Source organism: Cohnella rhizosphaerae (assembly GCF_029525575.1).
Classification (GTDB): Bacteria; Bacillota; Bacilli; order Paenibacillales; family Paenibacillaceae; genus Cohnella; species Cohnella rhizosphaerae.
On record NZ_JAPDIA010000008.1, the window covers coordinates 2,187,319 to 2,204,197 of the forward strand.

The 16,879-nt window shown below is 61.4% G+C and carries 15 protein-coding genes, 2 tRNA genes and 2 pseudogenes; 8 read left to right on the plus strand and 11 right to left on the minus strand.

The genetic code is table 11. The features are described 5' to 3' along the window. Positions 1-70 precede the first annotated feature (70 nt). The 7 genes from lonB to OMP40_RS33880 form a co-directional block, all read right to left on the minus strand. Positions 71-1,861 (minus strand): ATP-dependent protease LonB, encoded by a 1,791-nt coding sequence (gene lonB, locus OMP40_RS33850; protein ID WP_277537867.1) that lies wholly within the window; start codon positions 1,859-1,861, stop codon positions 71-73. A gap of 161 nt (positions 1,862-2,022) precedes the next feature. Beyond that, positions 2,023-2,427, minus strand: a complete 405-nt coding sequence (locus tag OMP40_RS33855; RefSeq protein ID WP_277537869.1) for a four-helix bundle copper-binding protein — start codon at positions 2,425-2,427, stop codon at positions 2,023-2,025. A 166-nt stretch (positions 2,428-2,593) separates the two neighbouring features. Then, positions 2,594-3,733, minus strand: a complete 1,140-nt coding sequence (ispG, locus tag OMP40_RS33860; RefSeq protein WP_277537871.1) for a flavodoxin-dependent (E)-4-hydroxy-3-methylbut-2-enyl-diphosphate synthase — start codon at positions 3,731-3,733, stop codon at positions 2,594-2,596. Positions 3,734-3,827: 94 nt separating this feature from the next. Further along, positions 3,828-5,084, minus strand: a complete 1,257-nt coding sequence (clpX, locus tag OMP40_RS33865; RefSeq protein ID WP_277537872.1) for an ATP-dependent protease ATP-binding subunit ClpX — start codon at positions 5,082-5,084, stop codon at positions 3,828-3,830. An 11-nt stretch (positions 5,085-5,095) separates the two neighbouring features. Then, the gene (clpP, locus tag OMP40_RS33870; protein WP_277537875.1) at positions 5,096-5,686 is read right to left on the minus strand and encodes an ATP-dependent Clp endopeptidase proteolytic subunit ClpP; all 591 of its coding nucleotides are present in this window, start codon (positions 5,684-5,686) and stop codon (positions 5,096-5,098) included. A gap of 202 nt (positions 5,687-5,888) precedes the next feature. Further along, on the minus strand, positions 5,889-7,178 hold the full coding sequence (tig, locus tag OMP40_RS33875; RefSeq protein WP_277537877.1) for a trigger factor: 1,290 nt from the start codon (positions 7,176-7,178) through the stop codon (positions 5,889-5,891). 110 nt (positions 7,179-7,288) lie between these two features. Further along, positions 7,289-8,203, minus strand: a complete 915-nt coding sequence (locus tag OMP40_RS33880) for a HEAT repeat domain-containing protein (RefSeq protein WP_277537879.1) — start codon at positions 8,201-8,203, stop codon at positions 7,289-7,291. A 139-nt stretch (positions 8,204-8,342) separates the two neighbouring features. On the opposite strand from OMP40_RS33880, the gene OMP40_RS33885 reads away from it, so the two are divergent. The 6 genes from OMP40_RS33885 to OMP40_RS33910 all read left to right on the plus strand — a co-directional run bounded on the left by OMP40_RS33885 (position 8,343) and on the right by OMP40_RS33910 (position 12,001). After that, positions 8,343-8,416 (plus strand) — tRNA-Gly (locus OMP40_RS33885). 80 nt (positions 8,417-8,496) lie between these two features. Then, positions 8,497-9,087, plus strand: a complete 591-nt coding sequence (locus OMP40_RS33890; protein ID WP_277537880.1) for a GNAT family N-acetyltransferase — start codon at positions 8,497-8,499, stop codon at positions 9,085-9,087. Between the two features lie 49 nt (positions 9,088-9,136). Then, positions 9,137-9,214: transfer RNA gene (locus tag OMP40_RS33895), tRNA-Arg, on the plus strand. A 175-nt stretch (positions 9,215-9,389) separates the two neighbouring features. Beyond that, positions 9,390-10,277, plus strand: coding sequence for an AraC family transcriptional regulator (locus OMP40_RS33900; protein ID WP_277537882.1), 888 nt, complete (start codon positions 9,390-9,392; stop codon positions 10,275-10,277). Positions 10,278-10,388: 111 nt separating this feature from the next. Beyond that, complete coding sequence (locus OMP40_RS33905; RefSeq protein WP_277537884.1) at positions 10,389-11,021, plus strand: D-sedoheptulose-7-phosphate isomerase; 633 nt, start codon at positions 10,389-10,391, stop codon at positions 11,019-11,021. After that, the gene (locus OMP40_RS33910) at positions 11,018-12,001 is read left to right on the plus strand and encodes an ROK family protein (RefSeq protein ID WP_277537886.1); all 984 of its coding nucleotides are present in this window, start codon (positions 11,018-11,020) and stop codon (positions 11,999-12,001) included. Before OMP40_RS33905 ends, OMP40_RS33910 begins: the two co-directional genes overlap by 4 nt. Positions 12,002-12,111: 110 nt before the next feature. Here OMP40_RS33910 and OMP40_RS33915 read toward each other — a convergent pair whose 3' ends face one another. Then, the gene (locus OMP40_RS33915) at positions 12,112-12,702 is read right to left on the minus strand and encodes a thymidine kinase (protein ID WP_277537887.1); all 591 of its coding nucleotides are present in this window, start codon (positions 12,700-12,702) and stop codon (positions 12,112-12,114) included. 124 nt (positions 12,703-12,826) lie between these two features. On the opposite strand from OMP40_RS33915, the pseudogene OMP40_RS33920 reads away from it, so the two are divergent. Next, a pseudogene (locus tag OMP40_RS33920) lies at positions 12,827-13,256 on the plus strand (EamA family transporter). A gap of 9 nt (positions 13,257-13,265) precedes the next feature. On the opposite strand, the gene OMP40_RS33925 reads toward OMP40_RS33920, so the two are convergent. The 3 genes from OMP40_RS33925 to OMP40_RS33935 all read right to left on the minus strand — a co-directional run bounded on the left by OMP40_RS33925 (position 13,266) and on the right by OMP40_RS33935 (position 14,731). Then, entirely contained in the window at positions 13,266-14,120 is an 855-nt protein-coding gene (locus OMP40_RS33925; RefSeq protein ID WP_277537888.1) for a DUF4850 domain-containing protein, read from the minus strand. A gap of 87 nt (positions 14,121-14,207) precedes the next feature. Beyond that, positions 14,208-14,342 (minus strand): hypothetical protein, encoded by a 135-nt coding sequence (locus OMP40_RS33930; protein WP_256454846.1) that lies wholly within the window; start codon positions 14,340-14,342, stop codon positions 14,208-14,210. A 41-nt stretch (positions 14,343-14,383) separates the two neighbouring features. Next, complete coding sequence (locus tag OMP40_RS33935; RefSeq protein ID WP_277537889.1) at positions 14,384-14,731, minus strand: hypothetical protein; 348 nt, start codon at positions 14,729-14,731, stop codon at positions 14,384-14,386. A gap of 149 nt (positions 14,732-14,880) precedes the next feature. Here OMP40_RS33935 and asnB point away from each other — a divergent pair. Further along, positions 14,881-16,735 (plus strand): annotated as a pseudogene (gene asnB, locus OMP40_RS33940) (asparagine synthase (glutamine-hydrolyzing)). The last annotated feature ends 144 nt before the right edge of the window (positions 16,736-16,879 follow it).

Below are 16,879 nucleotides of genomic sequence, written 5' to 3' on the forward strand. Positions count from 1 at the left end.
TAGCGCGCCGCAAAAAACGAGCGGCGCCGCCCGAAGGACGGCGCTCGTTCCGGCAATAGGAGAGAAATGCCTATACGCCTGCGCCCGGGGCGGGACGGCCATCTCCGTGAAGCGGCGCGCGCGCGTTTTCGCTCGCGTTCGCGGATGCGGGCGAACCGGCATGAAGAATCGACAGCGGCGCGGCGGCTGCGTACCCGTCGGCCGGAATCGCGCGATCGGCGGCTTCCAGCTCGCCCGGCAGCCGAAGGGGCGCCGGGCCGAACACGCGCACGAACACTTCCTCCACCGTTTCGACGGGTACGACTTTGACGCCTTGCAGCCCTTCGAATATCGCCTGCCAGTTCTCTTTCGGTATGAGCACCGTATCGGCGCCGGATTGGAACGCCGCCTCGACCTTCGCGAGCACGCCGCCGACCGGCTTTACCCGCCCATGAATGCTGATTTCGCCCGTCAGGGCGAGCTTGTTGTCGATCGGCTGGCCCGTGATCGCAGAAGCGATCGCCACGGCCATCGCGATCCCTGCCGAAGGTCCGTCGATCGGCGTGCCGCCCGGGAAGTTGATGTGGAGGTCGTAATTCTCCGGCCTCAAATTAAAGGCGCGAAGCACGGTTAGCACGTTCTCTACCGAGCCTTTCGCCATGCTCTTGCGCCGCAGCGTGCGCTGCCCGCCGCCGATCTCTTCCTCCTCGACGACGCCCGTGATCGTATAGACGCCCTTGCCCGGCATCGCCGGGATGGCCGTCACTTCGATCTCGAGCAGCGCGCCCATGCTCGGCCCGAACACCGCCAGGCCGTTCACGAAGCCGACCGCAGGCTTGTCCGGCACCTTGCGGTCCGGGCGCGGCGGCAGCTGGCTGCTGTTGACGACCCACTCGAGATCGGAAGCCGCGATGCGCTGGCGATTCTCCGACAACGCAAGACCTGCCGCCAGCTGAATCATGTTGACGGCCTCCCGGCCGTTGGTCGCGTAATGCTTGACGACCTCGACGGCATCCGGATCGGCGGGCAGTCCGATCTTCGCGACCGCGTTCTGGGCGATCTCGCCGATCTCTGACGGCAGCAGCGGCCGGAAGTAGATCTCCATGCAGCGGCTGCGCAGCGCGGGCGGCAGCTCGCTCGGCGAACGCGTCGTCGCGCCGACGAGCCTGAAGTCGGCAGGCAGCCCGTTTTGGAAGATATCATGGATATAGAGCGGAATATTCGGATCCTCCGCATGATAATAGGCGCTTTCGAGAAAGACCTTGCGGTCCTCGAGCACCTTGAGCAGCTTGTTGATCTGGATCGGGTGCAGCTCGCCGATCTCGTCGATGAACAGAATGCCGCCGTGCGCTTTGGTGACCGCACCCGGCTTGGGCTGCGGAATGCCCGCGACGCCCATCGCGCCGGCACCCTGATAGATCGGATCGTGAACCGAGCCGATCAAAGGATCGGCGATGCCGCGCTCGTCGAAGCGGGCGGTCGTCGCGTCGATCTCCGTGAACTTCGCTTCGAGCCTGAACGGCGACGAAGGATTTTTCTTGGCCTCTTCCAGGACGACGCGCGCCGCGGCCGTCTTGCCCACGCCCGGCGGTCCGTATACGATCACGTGCTGCGGATTGCCGCTGCACAGCGCGGCCTTGAGCGCGCGCAGACCTTCACGCTGTCCGACGATATCGTTCATCGAGGCAGGACGCGTCTTTTCGGAGAGCGGCTTCGTGAGCGAGATGGACCTCAGCTTGCGCAGCTTGTCCATCTCCTTGCGAGACTCCCGATCGACGGCGGTCTTGTTCGTTTTCTGATTGCGGAGCAGATTCCAAAAGTAAATCCCGATTACGACGGCGAAAAACACCTGTACGAGCATCAAAACGGTGCCCAGTGCCATATAACCTCATCCTCTCTACTAGCGTCGTGGGATTCCCACGTCCGTCCAACCGGCAAGCTGGCAGCATAATTCTTAGTATTGCCCGGTTGAAGGCGGATATAGTCATGCGAGGATGAGGTTGGCAGTCGGCGCGCAAGTCCCGGCCTTCATTCAAAAACGGTTCATGCGCGATCCGCCGGGCCGTTCATAAGCGAAGCATGCGCGGCATCCGATTGAAGCGCGCTCAGCTCGCGCGCCGTCGCCAGACAAGTCGCGGCGCATCTGAAGCACGCTTCCGCGCAGCGCTTGCAGTGTTCGTGTTCATGTCGCGCGCAAGTCTCTCCGCAGCGCTGGCACGCTTCGGCGCACAGCAGCGCCAGCTCGCCGCGGTAGCTGCTGCGCATTGTCATCGCTTGCGCCGTGAACGCGCAAAGGTCCGCGCACTCCCGGTCAAGCCGGATGCAGTCCCTCATTTTATCGATATGCGCTTCTTCCAGACAAGCGGTATAGCATTCGTTGCAGGCCTTTACGCAGGCGATGCAGTCTTCGATGCAGGATTCCATGCTTTTGATCGTCGTCTCGTTCATGATGCCGCATTCCTCCTTCTCGATACTGAATAAAAGGTTCTGCATCTTCTATATACCCAGTAACCGCCCAATCGACAGAACCGCTATTGCGGGCATGCAAAAAAAAGCCCCGCGGACAGCGGGACTTCTTCATGCCGCTTGCGGCGGCGCGCGTTCGAACGATTGCTTAGATCGTGCCGGTGACGGCCGCGACGCCGGGCTTCGGCGCATGCTGCTTGCGGCCCGGAATCTCGCCCGTCTCAGCGTACACGGACGCGATGTGGTCGATCTCCTTTTTCAGCTCGCCGACGAGTTCGGCTTCCGGAACTTTGCGGATCATCTCGCCGTAACGGAACAGCATCCCTTCGCCGCGGGCGCCCGCGATGCCGATATCGGCCTCCCGCGCTTCGCCCGGACCGTTGACCGCGCAGCCAAGCACGGATACCTTGATCGGGACCTTCAGCTTGGACAAGTATTCTTCGACCTCGTTGGCCACGGAGAACAGGTCGATGTCGAGTCTGCCGCAGGTCGGGCAAGAGATCAGCGTCGGCGCGTCGGTGATGAGGCCGAACGTCTTCAGCAGCTCGCGCGCGACCTTGATCTCTTCGACCGGATCCGCGCTGAGCGAGATGCGCATCGTGTTGCCGATGCCGGCGTTCAGCAGAACGCCGAGCCCCGCCGCACTCTTGACGGTCCCCGAGAAAAGCGTGCCCGCCTCGGTAATACCGAGGTGAAGCGGATATTTGATCACCTGGGCCGCCTTCGTATACGCCTCGATCGCCATCGGAACGTCGGATGCCTTAAGAGAAACGATAATATCGTGAAAATCCAGCTCTTCGAGAATGCCGATATGAAACAGCGCGCTCTCGACCATCGCTTCGGGGGTCGGATAGCCGTACTTCTCCAGCAAATGATTCTCGAGCGAGCCGGCGTTGACGCCGATCCGGATCGGGATTCCCCGCTCCTTGCACGCCTTGACGACCGCTTCGACCTTCTCCCGGCGTCCGATATTGCCCGGGTTGATCCGGACTTTGTCGATGCCGTTCTCGATCGCGAGCAGCGCGAGCCTGTAGTCGAAGTGAATGTCGGCGACGAGCGGAATGCCGATCTGCTTTTTGATCTCCTTGATGGCGGCGGCCGCTTCCTTGTTGTTCACCGTCACGCGGACGATCTGGCAGCCGGCTTCCTCGAGACGCTTGATCTCGGCCACCGTGGCCGCGACGTCCGCCGTCTTCGTCGTGCACATGCTCTGCAGCACGACTTGATTGTTGCCGCCGATCGTCAGGTTGCCGACGCGGACCGGCACGGTATCCGTACGCAAATACATGGTTCTGTTCACCTCGTAAAGGCATAAGTCCACCCCGCCTCCGCACGGCGATCGCGAGGGGGGCGGGGTGGAGCTTGAGCGGAATAGAGGCGCCTTAAGCGCTCTCTTCTTTTTTCTTCGTTTTCTTGTTCGTCAGCTCGGGCGCGATCTTGTCGCGCACGACCTTCTCCGTGATGACGCAGGTATTGACGTCGTCGCGGGACGGCACCTCGTACATCACCTCAAGCATAATGCCTTCGATGATGGCGCGCAGGCCGCGGGCGCCCGTGTTGCGCTTGATCGCTTCGCGGGCGATCTCTTCAAGCGCGCCTTGCTCGAAGTCGAGCTTGACGTTGTCCATCTCGAGCAGCTTCTGGTATTGCTTGACCAGCGCGTTCTTCGGTTCGGACAAAATACGTACCAGCGCGGCCTCGTCAAGCGGCTCGAGCGAGGAGATAACCGGCAGACGTCCGACGAATTCGGGGATCAGGCCGAACTTCAACAGATCCTCCGGCTGCACGAGAGACAGATATTCGCCCGGCTTGAGCTCCTTCTGACCTTCGAGCGCAGCGCTGAAGCCGATGACCTTTTTGCCGATCCGGCGTTTGATGATCTGCTCGAGACCGTCGAATGCGCCGCCGCAAAGGAACAGGATGTTCGTCGTGTCGATCTGGATGAACTCCTGATGCGGGTGCTTGCGTCCGCCCTGCGGAGGCACGGAAGCGACCGTACCCTCGAGAATCTTCAGCAGCGCCTGCTGCACGCCTTCGCCGGATACGTCGCGGGTGATCGACGGATTTTCGGACTTGCGGGCAACTTTGTCGATCTCGTCGATGTAGATGATGCCGCGTTCGGCCTTTTCCACGTCATAGTCCGCAGCTTGAATAAGCTTGAGCAAGATGTTTTCGACGTCTTCGCCTACGTAGCCCGCTTCCGTGAGGGAGGTAGCGTCGGCGATCGCGAACGGCACGTTCAAAATCTTGGCCATCGTCTGCGCAAGCAGCGTCTTGCCCGAACCCGTAGGGCCTACGAGCATAATGTTGCTCTTCTGCAGTTCGACGTCCTCGATCTTGCTCTGCGAGTTGATCCGCTTATAATGGTTGTAAACGGCGACGGACAGCGACTTCTTCGCTTGTTCCTGGCCGATGACGTACTGGTCGAGAATATTGCGGATCTCGATCGGCTTCGGAATATCCTTCAGATCGAGCTCTTCTTCGTGCCCGAGCTCCTCCTCGACGATCTCCGTGCACAGCTCTATACACTCGTCGCATATATAGACGCCCGGTCCGGCTACCAGCTTGCGAACCTGATCCTGCGACTTGCCGCAGAAGGAACATTTCAGCTGGCCCTTCTCGTCGTTGAATTTAAACATGGAATCACTCCTTATACGTTGGTCGGAGAAGAGATGACCTTGTCGATCAGTCCGTATGCCTGCGCTTCGTCGGCGCTCATGAAGTTGTCGCGGTCGGTGTCGCGCTCGATCTTCTCGTACGGCTGTCCGGTCCGGTCCACGTAGATCTTGTTCAGCTTCTCCTTGGTCTTGACGATCCAATCGGCGTGAATCTTGATATCGGAAGCCTGACCCCGCACGCCGCCGAGCGGCTGATGGATCATGATCTCGCTGTTCGGAAGCGCAAAGCGCTTGCCCGGAGCGCCCGCCGTCAACAGCAGAGATCCCATGCTCGCGGCCATGCCGACGCAGATCGTGCTCACCGGAGGCTTGATAAACTGCATCGTATCGTAAATACCCATGCCGGCCGTGACCGAACCGCCAGGGGAATTGATGTAAAGATGGATGTCCTTCTCCGGGTCTTCTGCGGCGAGGAACAACAGCTGGGCCATGATGAGATTGGCGACATCGTCATCAATCGCACTGCCTAGAAATATGATTCTGTCCTTCAGCAACCGCGAGTAGATGTCATAAGACCGCTCTCCGCGGTTAGTCTGTTCAACGACCATAGGGACCAATGCCATACGCGCCAACCTCTTTTCTGAAATGGACTTCGCGATTCGGTAATATTCTAACATGTTCATACCCGAATGTCATGTCGGCGAAAAAAGCGCGCGGTTCGGGCATATTCCGAGCATATGTAGGGTTAAAAATGAGGCACGCGATGATCACGTGCCCCATGATTATGAACCGGAGGCCGACGTATCGACGTCGGAACTTCGGCGATTATGCGGACTTGCTGTTCTCGATCAGGAACTTGACGGCCTTGCGTACCTTGAGGTCGGCGTTCAGCGTGTCGATGTAGCCGTTGGAGCCGAAGATCGTGCGGAGCTCGTCGGCGGAACGGTTGTACATCTTGGAGAGGTTGTCCAGCTCGGCGGACAGCTCGTCCTCGGAGATTTCGAGGTTCTCCGCGTTCGCAATCGCTTCGAGCACCAGGTTGTTGCGGACGCGCTTCTCGGCGTCGACGCGCATCTGGCCTTTGAGCGCTTCCTCGTCCTGGCCGCTGAACTGATAGTAAAGATCCAGCGTCATGCCTTGCATGCGCAGGCGGCTCTCGAAGTCCTTCAGCATGCTGTCGATCTCGGACTCGATCATCGCAGCCGGGATCTCAAGCTCGGCGCCTTCTGCGGCCTTGTCGATCAAGGCGTTTTCCTTGGCGGCTTCGGCCTCTTTTTCCTTGCGCTCCTTCAGCTTGCTCGTCAGGTCCGCTTTGTATTCGTCGAACGTGTCGAACTCGCTGACGTCCTTCGCGAACTCGTCGTCCAGGGCAGGCAGGTTTTTGCGCTTGATCTCGTGCAGCTTCACCTTGAACACGACGTCCTTGCCGGCCAGGTTCTCGGCTTGGTAGTTCTCAGGGAACGTAACGTTGATGTCCTTGTCCTCCGCGATGTTCAGGCCGACGACCTGCTCTTCGAAGCCGGGGATGAAGGAGCCGGAGCCCAGCTCGAGCGAATAGCGCTCGCCCTTGCCGCCTTCGAACGGCTCGCCGTCCAGGAAGCCTTCGAAGTCGATGATCGTGGTGTCGCCGTTTTGCGCAGGGCCTTCGTCGACGACGACGAGCTCGGCATGGCGGTTTTGCAGGCGTTCGAGTTCTGCCGCGATTTCTTCTTCGTTGACTTCCGAATCCGCCGCAGGAGCCTCGAGGCCCTTGTACTCGCCGAGCGTCACTTCGGGCTTAACGGTGACTTTAGCTTTGAAAATGAAGGGCTGTCCCTTGCCGAATTGCTCGACGTCCACGTCCGGACGGTCTACCGGCACGATGCCGGTCTGTTCGACGGCTTCGCTGTATGCGCCGGGAAGCAGAATGTCGATCGCGTCCTGATACAGGCTCTCGATGCCGAAGCGGGATTCGAAAATGCCGCGCGGCACTTTGCCTTTGCGGAAACCGGGCACGTTTACTTTTTGAACGACTTTCTTGAAGGCTTTGTCAAGCGCCTCGGCAACCTTCGCCTCGTCGATCTCGACCTCCAGAACGCCGACGTTCTTCTCTATTTTTTCCCATTTTGCTTGCATAATATTCAATCCCTCCGAAGACGTCTTGCCGCCAGATGCGGCCGATTGACATAAACCATTTTATTATAGAACAAGACTGGCAGCGAATTCAAGGCAAAAACGGACGCGGATCAGACCTTATCCGCTCCGTACATCCTCAGCCAGCGCAGCGCCTGCTCGTAACGGAACCGCAGTTCGCCCGTGATGCCGTACTGCTCTCGCGTCCACTCGTCGCCCGTCTGGCCGTGGAGCTTCTCCTGCAAATGCTGGTGAAGCGCCGCAGCCCATAGATCCGATGCGCCGTCGTCGGCTTCCATCATCCATTCGAAGACGTTGGAGCCGTATGCGGCCTGCACGCATTCCCGCCACATCTCGTCCGCGAAGTAGGATAACGCAGGATCCGATACCTCGGCCATTCGGCTAAGCCGCTCCGGCACCTCGAGCACCGCCTGCGGGAACTCCTCGAACGACAGCGGCGTCTCGTCGATCTCGAGCGTCAATGCCTCGCCGTCCCGCAGCATGACCGCCGTCCCCTCGGCCCCGAACCTGCGAAGGAGCTGCAGCGCTCGGAATTGCACCAGCGGATGGCGTTCCCGCTCGGACAGCCAGCGACGCAACGCCGCCTCGGCTTCGGGCCCGGGAAGATGCGTCATTTGGCCCAACGCCAGCAACTGCTGCTCCGGATCCTCGTCGTCGAATAGAATGGAGATAAGCCGCTTCAAATAGGCGGGATCCTCCGCCGCCCGGTCCAGCACCCGCTGCCTGAGGACCGCATCCGCGTCCTCTTCTTCCTCCTCGGCGACGTCCGCCGCTTCTCCCGGCAGTCCCGTTGCCGTGGCCTCGGGAAATGCCGCTTCCAGCCAGCCGAGCAGCGCCTGCCACTCGGTATGGTGCCGCTCCGCCTCTCCTCCGCACTGGAGCAGGAAGTCCAGCAGGCCCTTGGCCTCCCCGTACCGCTCCGTCTCGAGCATGCGCGTCAATTGAATCTGATAGTAGTCCAAGGTCTTGGGAAACAAGACCAGATTGTCCCCGGTGAAGTCCGACACGCCGAGACCCCTTCCTCCATCGCTGTCCGAGTGCTTGCTTGATCAGTCCGATTCACGAATTATATCACGAAGGCGAAACAAATAAAAAAAGCGGCGCATTGCGAAGCGCGGCCCAGCTATGCTATTATACTACTGCTACGCGGGTGTAGTTCAATGGTAGAACGCCAGCTTCCCAAGCTTGAGGCGAGGGTTCGATTCCCTTCACCCGCTCCAAATCTTATAACGGCGAGTCTCTGCTGAAGCAGAGGCTTTTTTGTTTCCCGTCTACCAAAAAACAAAGGAGGAGATGCGCGATGCTGATCAGATCGGCCGGCCCCGGGGATGCGGAGGCGGCATCCAGGCTGGTGCTGCTGGCCATCGAAGACATCGCCTACAGGCTAACAGGCGAACGTACCGAGGCGGCCGTTCTGGCCAAGCTGGCCGAGTACTACCTGCAGCCGGGCAACCGGTTCAGTGCCGAGCGCCATGCGCTGCTCGTCGCCGAAGAAGGCGAACCTGCCGGTACCATTCTCTGCTACGGCGGCGATCAGGCGGACGCGCTCTACGCGCCCGTCACACTGGCGCTGCGCGCGGCCGGCCGCGAAGACGCCGTGCAGGATCGCGAGGCGGACGAAGACGAATATTACATCGATGCCGTCGCCGTCTTCCCGTCGCATCAAGGCCGCGGCTTCGCCAAGGCGCTCATCCGGCATGCCGAGCTGGAGGCGGTCGCGCGGGGATACGCCGCCATCGGGCTGAACGTCGATATCGAAAAGGACGGCGCTCGCGCCCTGTATGCCCGGCTCGGGTTCGCAGAGGACAAACGCATCTCGATCAACGGCCATCCGTACAGGCATATGCGAAAGGCGCTTTCATCGCCTGCGGGACGATCCGACGAATTTTGAATTTGCACTTGAGCGAGGCACCGTCCCTGTGGTAATATAATCAAGCTGTGTCCCAATAGCTCAGCTGGATAGAGCACACGCCTTCTAAGCGTGCGGTCGGGGGGTTCGAATCCCTCTTGGGACGCCAGTTTTAAAAAAAACAACGAATGCTTTGTATATAGCCAAAAGAGTCGAAAACCCTTCATTCCCAAGGGGTTTCGGCTCTTTTCCATTGCTCGGCCCGGCCCGAGATAAGGGCGCCGGGGCGCCGGCGCCGTAGTATAGTGGAGACAGGAAACGCTTGCAGGCAGGAGGAAAAAGCCTTGTCCAGAAAGTGGCTCGAACGGCTCAGCGCAGCCGACTATTTAAACCAAGGCGAAGTATCGGCCGTCTCCGAGTACGAGATCGTCCGCAGCTGGGAGCTTCATGCGCACGACTTTTACGAGATGGAGCTCGTGCTGGCGGGCGCCGGCAGTCAGCGTATCAACGGGGAGTCAATGACGCTCTCGCGAGGCACTTTTTCGCTGCTATCGCCGGCGGATGCCCATGAAGTGACGTTAGCGCCGGGGAGCGGCCTTCGGCTCGTGAACTGCAAATTTTCTGGCGCGTTGCTTGACGACGAGCTGCTCGAATTGCTCCTGGAAGCGCCCGGGCCGCTCGCCGTGCAGCTCGGCGAGGCAGCGACTGCGCTTCTCGAGGCCGAGCTGGCGCGGCTGCGCCGTGAGACGGAGCGGACGGCGCTCGCCCGGTCGGCCGCGATGCGCTACACGCTCGGCCGGATCGTGATCGACCTGCTGCGCGCATGCGGTCGGAGCGAGGACGGCAGCGGCACCGCGCAACGCAGCGCCCGGGAGCATGAAGTCAGACGCGTCCTGCGATATATCCACCTTCACTACCGGGAACCGATCAGCCTCGCCGAGGCCGCGGCGCAGCTGCATCTGTCTCCAGGCTACTTCAGCGAGAAGTTCAAAGATTGGACGGGCGAGACGTTCAGCGCATACGTGCAGCGCCTGCGGGTGTCTTATGCGGATCGGCTGCTGTCCGGCTCCTCGCTGCCCATCACGGAGATCGCCTACAGCGCGGGCTTCGGTTCGCTCGCCTACTTTATCCGGGTGTACAAACAATATCGCGGCCTATCCCCGAACGCGTCCCGCAAACGGATCAAAGGCCTGGCGCCGGACGTAGGCCCGGTCCTGGACGATGAACCGTAATTTGCCGAAAAAAAGTGCAATTTGCAGGCTAAAAAAGACAAGAACAGCCGCCGGCGTCCCCCTTACACTCGGAAGGAATCTATTCCATCCATCTGCGGCGGAGGCCTCGTTATGAATGTCTGGCATCACTTATTTGCACGCTATCCGGAACTGCGCACGCTCGAAGAAGCGCTCGACGCGTCGCTGCGCATCTGCCTCGGCGTCTATCGCGGCGGCGGCAAGCTTCTGCTCTGCGGCAACGGCGGCAGCGCGGCGGACTGCGACCACATCGTCGGGGAGTTAATGAAGGGCTTTATGAAAAAGCGGCCGCTGCCGGCCGACGCATGCGCGCGCTTCGAAGCCGCGCTGCCCGGCGAAGGGCGTCGTCTCGCGGAGCGCCTGCAGGCTTCGCTCCCGGCGATCTCGCTCTCCGCGCACGCGGCGCTGTGCACCGCCGTCGCCAACGATATGGACGCCGAGCTTGTCTATGCGCAGCAGGTTCTCGGCTACGCGGGAAGCGGCGATGCGCTGATCGCGATCAGTACGTCGGGCAACTCCGCCAACGTCGTGCGCGCGGCCCAGGCCGCCAAAGCCGCCGGCATTCCGGTCATCGGCTTTACGGGCCGATCCGGCGGCAAGCTGGCTGCGCTGTGCGACGCTGCGATCGCCGTCCCGGCCGATACGACGCCGGACGTTCAGGAGCGGCATCTGCCGGTCTATCACGCCTTGTGCATCGCGATCGAGGAGGCGCTGTTCGCCTCATGAGTTTGCTTGCGGGCATCGATATCGGCGGCACGAAGTGCGCCGTCAGTCTGGGACGACCGTCGATGGACGGCATCGAGATCGTCGGCAAGCATATGCTGCCTACGGCCGGCACGCCGGATTTCATGATCGGCAGCCTGCTGGACGGGCTTGACGCGCTGCTGGCCGCAGCCGGCGCCGCCGCACCGGCCGCCGTCGGCATCAGCTGCGGCGGTCCGCTCGACGCCGGCCGCGGCCTGATCCTTTCCCCGCCCAATCTGCCGGGCTGGGACCTGGTCGACATCGTCGGCGCCGTCCGGCGGCGGCATGACGTGCCCGTCGCGCTGGAGAACGACGCCAACGCCGGCGCATTGGCGGAATGGCAATGGGGCGCGGGCCGGGGGACGGACCATATGGTTTTCTTGACCTTCGGCACGGGCCTTGGCGCCGGCTTGATCCTGAACGGCCGGCTTTATGCCGGCGCGAACGGCATGGCCGGAGAAGCGGGACATATGCGACTGTCCGCGTTCGGTCCGGTCGGCTACGGCAAGCAGGGCTCGTTCGAAGGCTTCTGCAGCGGCGGCGGCATCGCCCAGCTTGCCGCTTCGCTGGCGCTCGAGCAGTTCCAGCGCGGCCATGCGCCCTCCTATTGCGCCTCGGTCTCCGAGCTCGGCGGGGTCACTGCGCAGCGCGTCGGCGAGGCGGCGCTGGCCGGAGACGAGACCGCGCTGGAAGCGCTGCGCATCAGCGGCGACCGGCTGGGGCGGGGCCTTGCCTTGATCGTCGACCTGCTGAATCCCGAGCGCATCGTGATCGGCAGCGTCTACGCGAAGCTGCGTTCCCTGCTCGAGCCGCCGATGCTGGCCGCGCTTCAACGGGAGGCGCTGACGCATGCGCTGGACGCATGCAGCGTCCTGCCCGCGGCGCTCGGCGACCGGATCGGCGACTATGCCGGATTGTCGGTCGCGTCGGACGCCTTGCGGCGCAGCGCACACTCCCTCTGAGTGGCGCTCTAGTGTCCGGATCTGTGCGTCGCGCAACACCGCGCAACGGTCCGCAAGCAAAAGAAGTCCCTACGGCAGGCAGCCGGCGGGACTTCTTTTTGGCTCTGGGCTTAAAGTCCGCCCTGAAACGTTTTGCGGTAGCAGCTCCGGCAGACCGGCTTGTAGTCGTCGTTGCCGCCGATCATAATCTGATCGCCCTCGTTCACCGGCACGCCGTCGATTGATCGGACGACCATCGTAGCCTTGCGGTCGCAGTGCCAGCAGATCGTCTTGATCTCCTCGATCTTGTCGGCATTGACGAGCAGGTTGTAGCTGCCTTCGAACAGTTCGTTGCGAAAATCGTTTTTGAGGCCGAACGCCATGACGGGAATGTCGAGCTCGTCGACGATCCATGTGAGCTCCAGCACCTGGCGTTTATTCAGAAATTGGGCTTCGTCCACGAGCACGCACGAAATTCGCTGCCCGCTCCCGCTCTGCTCCCGCCGTACCAGCTCGAACAGATCGGTGCCGGCCTCCACGGGAATCGCCGGGCGCGTGAGGCCGGTCCGCGATCCGACAAGGTTGGCGCCGATGCGCGTGTCGATGGCCGGGGTAAAAAGAAGCACGCGCTTTCCTTGCTCTTCGTAATTGTGCGCGACTTTGATGATCTCGATCGATTTTCCGCTGTTCATTGTGCCATACTTGAAGTATAAGTGTGCCAAGCCTTTTGCCTCCATGCTGCCGTGGTCTAGCGTTCAATCGCTTTCTACTATTATAACACCGATCGCGCGCCGCGGTGACGGCGCGGGCTCGGGAAACACTCAGCGACGATGGAGGTTTGCGAAAATGGGAATATGGCTGATCTATGCCTTGCTGTCCGCCGCGGCCGCCGCGCTCGTCGCCGTCTTCGGGAAGGTCGGGCTGCAGAACATCGATTCGAATGCGGCGACCGCCGTGCGCTCGGTCATTATGGCCGTCTTCATGCTCGGCGTCGTCGTCGTCCAGGGGAAATGGAGCGAGCTGGGCACGATCTGGGGGCATAAAAAAGGCGCTGGGCTTCGTGGCGCTCAGCGGCGTGGCCGGCGCCGTGTCCTGGATGTTTTATTTTCTTGCGCTTAAGTACGGCAAGGTGGCGCAGGTCGGACCGGTCGACAAGCTCAGCGTGGTCATCGCGGCGCTGCTCGCTTTTCTGTTTCTCGGAGAAAAAATAACCCTGCTGAACGGGATCGGCATCGGGCTGATCACGATCGGGGTTATTCTGACGGCGTTGAAGTAAGCCGGCGCTTCAACGGCCGCCGTACATCCATTCGTAAAAAGCGATCATCGTCTCGGCGACAGCCTGATCCGCCTTCGCGTGTCCCGTTCTGGCGGTTCTGAACAAGCTGCCTCCTTGATGCTCCTCGTATGCCGCTCCGAGCACGCCGTATTTGCCGTTCGCATTCCCCGGCGCTTCGGTAAATTCGATCATCCGGTCGCCGATCGGCTTCGATGAGAGGTATGCCTTCGGCTTATCCGCAGGAAATCCCTGATCCTCCGCCCATTTTGCCAGTTCCGGAAAGTAGGCGCCGATATCGGCGATCGCGCAGCCCTGGCAGCTGCCCGCCGTATCGACCGTATCCAGAAACTGTTCCGCATCCGCCGGATTTTCGCCGTGCATGCCGAACGAGCCGTTTGCGCCGACCGATCCCGTGACCTTCCAGCCCTTCGGCGCAAGCATCATGAATCCGCGGTCGTCATAGCCTAGATTCATCCAATAGACGGCCAGCTTGGACGCGAGCTTGTCCGGCACGACAAATCCTTGGGACGGCAAGTCCGCCGCCGGCAATAAAGAAGGCGGTTCGCCGCTCTCGTCGACGCCGTATTCGGTCGGCACGCCAATTAGCGGCAGCGAGACGGCCGCTTTTCCGGTTTCGCCATCGAAGGTCACCGTTCGCGATACGTTCGCGGCGGAAGCTGTCGTACGATCGGACGCTGTCTCAGCCGACGACGAGCCGGGTGCGGTTGAGCCTGACGATGGAGCCGAGCCGATCGGGACAGCCCCGTCGCCGCTGCAGGCACTCAGCCAGGCCGGCGCCATGACGAACAGCGCGGCGATCGCGACTCGCCGCGCTGTTCGATGTCCGAATGAGGTCGCGTACATATGTTAAAACTCCCTTATCTTCCCGTTTGGAAAATAAGACGAGGCGACCGTCCGCCAAGTTGCATGACTTTCATCGCGATTTTACGCTTATCGGTTGTGAGGCGTGGCAGGCGCGTTTTGCGCCGGATGGTTGCCTTCCGTCGACTTGATCACCGCTTCGGCGAATTCCTCGCCCCGCTCGGCGTAGCTGTTCCCTTTATTTTTTTTCCTTTTGCCGGGCATGCAGATCCCTCCTCTCGTTGAATCAACTGGCTTGCCGTCCTTCAGAGCGCCTGCTCGAGCGCCTCCCTCACCTCGCCGATCGCGACGATCTGCCGGCCGAATAGGTGTCTGTCTTCTCCCGCCGCATGGTCGGGTCCGCTGAACAGCTGCTCCGTCACGTCTTCGGTCGCCGCGTAGACGGGAAGATCGGCGACGCCCAGGAGGCCCGGCTCGAGATAGGAGTCCTCCTTCATCACGCGGACGAGCTGAAGTCTGCCGTCGTCTTCCTTGCGGAAGTAAGCCAGCAGCCGCGGCGCGCGCGCAAGGTCGGTATGCACCTCGACCTCGCCGTACAGCTGCCTGCCCCTTGCCAGCACTCTTCGAAAAGCGGCGTGCCTAACCGTCAACATGGCCGCGTTCCTCTCCTTTCGGGCGCCCGTTCTTATGTTTTCCGCAAGGACAGACATTTTACTCTGAATTCCGCATACACATCTTATGATTGGTCCTGCCCCATCATTAGGCAGCCAGGCAGATACCAGCGGGGAGGTTGCGATAGGCCATGTGCGGAATAACAGGCTGGATCGATTGGAATCGGGACTTGACGCAACAGGCCGACGTGCTCGAGCGCATGACGGAAACGCTGGAGCTGCGCGGCCCCGACGCCTCGGGCACGTGGCTCTCCCGACATTGCGCGTTCGGACACCGGCGCTTGTCCGTCATGGATCCGGCGAACGGCGCGCAGCCGATGGTACGTCCGTCGAAGGAAGCGGAGGACCATGACTGCGTCCTCGTTTATAACGGAGAATTGTACAACGCGCCGGAGCTCAAAAGGGAGCTGCTCTCTCTCGGCTATGCGTTCAAGACGAGCTGCGACACCGAAGTGCTGCTGCAAGCATACGTCGAGTGGGGCCCCGCCTGCGTGGAGCGGTTCAACGGCATCTTCGCGTTCGCCGTCTGGCATTCGCTCGATCAGACGCTGTTCGCCGCGCGCGACCGGCTTGGCGTCAAGCCGTTTTTCTACCGGCACGACGATGGCCGGCTGCTGTTCGGCTCGGAGCCGAAGGCCGTATTGGCGCATCCCGACGTGGAGCCGGAGATCGACGGCGAAGGCCTCGCGGAGCTGTTCGTCCTCGGCCCCGCGCGGACGCCCGGCCACGGCATCTGGCGCGGACTGTCCGAGCTGAAGCCCGGCCAGACGCTGACGTTCGATCGCAACGGACTGCGCATCCGGACGTACTGGCGGCTCGAAAGCCGGGAGCACGAGGACGGCGAAGACGCGACCGCGGCGCGCATCGGCGAGCTGCTCGCCGACACGCTCGAACGCCAGCTCGCCTCCGACGTGCCCGTGTGCACGCTGCTGTCCGGCGGGCTGGATTCCAGCGCGCTGACAGCCCTTGCGGTTAACTATTACAACCGTACGGGACAGGGCAACGTCGAGACGTATTCGGTCGATTACGTCGATAACGATAAGCATTTTAAAGCGCATGCCTTCCAACCGAACGCGGACGCGCCGTGGATCGAGCGGATGGTCGAGCATCTGCGTACGGTCCATCATCCGATCCAGTTCGACACGCCCGAGCTCGTCGAAGCGCTCGAGGCCGCCGTCCGCGCGAAGGATTACCCCGGGATGGCGGATATCGACGCTTCTTTGTACTTGTTTTGCCGGGAAATTAAAAAAGGCGCGACCGTCGCGGTCTCCGGCGAAGCCGCGGATGAAGTGTTCGGCGGCTATCCGTGGTTCCACCGCAAGGAAGCGCTGGAAGCGGGTACGTTCCCGTGGTCGCTGTCCGTGGATCTGCGGGAGAGCATCCTGTCACCCGGCGTACTCGAATCGGTGCGCCCGCGGGAATACGTGGCGGATCGCTACGCGCAGGCCGTGAGCGAGGTGCCGGCGCTGCCCGGCGAAAACGAGGAACAGCGGCTTATGCGCCGTATGTCTTACCTGAACATCACCCGGTTCATGCCGACCTTGCTGGACCGCAAGGACCGGATGAGCATGGCCGCGGGACTTGAAGTCCGGGTGCCTTACTGCGACCATCGTCTGGTCGATTACGTGTTCAACGTCCCTTGGAAAATCAAGCAGGCGGGCGACCGCGAAAAAGGAATTCTACGCAAGTCGCTCGAGGGCGTGCTGCCTCACGACGTGCTGTACCGCAAAAAAAAGTCCGTATCCGAAAACGCACAATCCGAATTACCTGTCCGCGGTGAAAACGCGCCTGCTCGAGCGCCTCGACGACGCCTCGTCGCCGCTCCTGCAATTGATCGACGGCAAGAAAGTCCGCCAAATAGCCGAGACCGCCGATGCCGCGACGAACCTGCCCTGGTTCGGCCAGCTCATGAGCGGTCCGCAGCTGTTCGCCTATTTGCTGCAGGTCGACTACTGGATGCGGGAATACAAAGTGCGGCTCGTTTAGCTTTTAGACGACAAAAAAGGATGGCGCAGAATCCTCTGCGCCATCCTTTTGCGTGTCGATCGTTTGTTATCAGGTTGCCGGCCGGGCCGAAGAAGTTCTGATGGGGACTTCTTAAGGGCCAGGGTGCGTCGGCGAGCTGATGTA

What these genes read in the sequence shown, in the direction of transcription:
- clpP (WP_277537875.1), bottom strand. Translation starts at nt 5,686, where the DNA reads ATGGCATTGGTCCCTATGGTCGTTGAACAGACTAACCGCGGAGAGCGG.
- tig (WP_277537877.1), bottom strand. Translation starts at nt 7,178, where the DNA reads ATGCAAGCAAAATGGGAAAAAATAGAGAAGAACGTCGGCGTTCTGGAG.
- OMP40_RS33855 (WP_277537869.1), bottom strand. Translation starts at nt 2,427, where the DNA reads ATGAACGAGACGACGATCAAAAGCATGGAATCCTGCATCGAAGACTGC.
- OMP40_RS33905 (WP_277537884.1), top strand. Translation starts at nt 10,389, where the DNA reads ATGAATGTCTGGCATCACTTATTTGCACGCTATCCGGAACTGCGCACG.
- OMP40_RS33890 (WP_277537880.1), top strand. Translation starts at nt 8,497, where the DNA reads ATGCTGATCAGATCGGCCGGCCCCGGGGATGCGGAGGCGGCATCCAGG.
- OMP40_RS33930 (WP_256454846.1), bottom strand. Translation starts at nt 14,342, where the DNA reads ATGCCCGGCAAAAGGAAAAAAAATAAAGGGAACAGCTACGCCGAGCGG.
- clpX (WP_277537872.1), bottom strand. Translation starts at nt 5,084, where the DNA reads ATGTTTAAATTCAACGACGAGAAGGGCCAGCTGAAATGTTCCTTCTGC.
- lonB (WP_277537867.1), bottom strand. Translation starts at nt 1,861, where the DNA reads ATGGCACTGGGCACCGTTTTGATGCTCGTACAGGTGTTTTTCGCCGTC.
- OMP40_RS33935 (WP_277537889.1), bottom strand. Translation starts at nt 14,731, where the DNA reads ATGTTGACGGTTAGGCACGCCGCTTTTCGAAGAGTGCTGGCAAGGGGC.
- OMP40_RS33925 (WP_277537888.1), bottom strand. Translation starts at nt 14,120, where the DNA reads ATGTACGCGACCTCATTCGGACATCGAACAGCGCGGCGAGTCGCGATC.
- OMP40_RS33910 (WP_277537886.1), top strand. Translation starts at nt 11,018, where the DNA reads ATGAGTTTGCTTGCGGGCATCGATATCGGCGGCACGAAGTGCGCCGTC.
- ispG (WP_277537871.1), bottom strand. Translation starts at nt 3,733, where the DNA reads ATGTATTTGCGTACGGATACCGTGCCGGTCCGCGTCGGCAACCTGACG.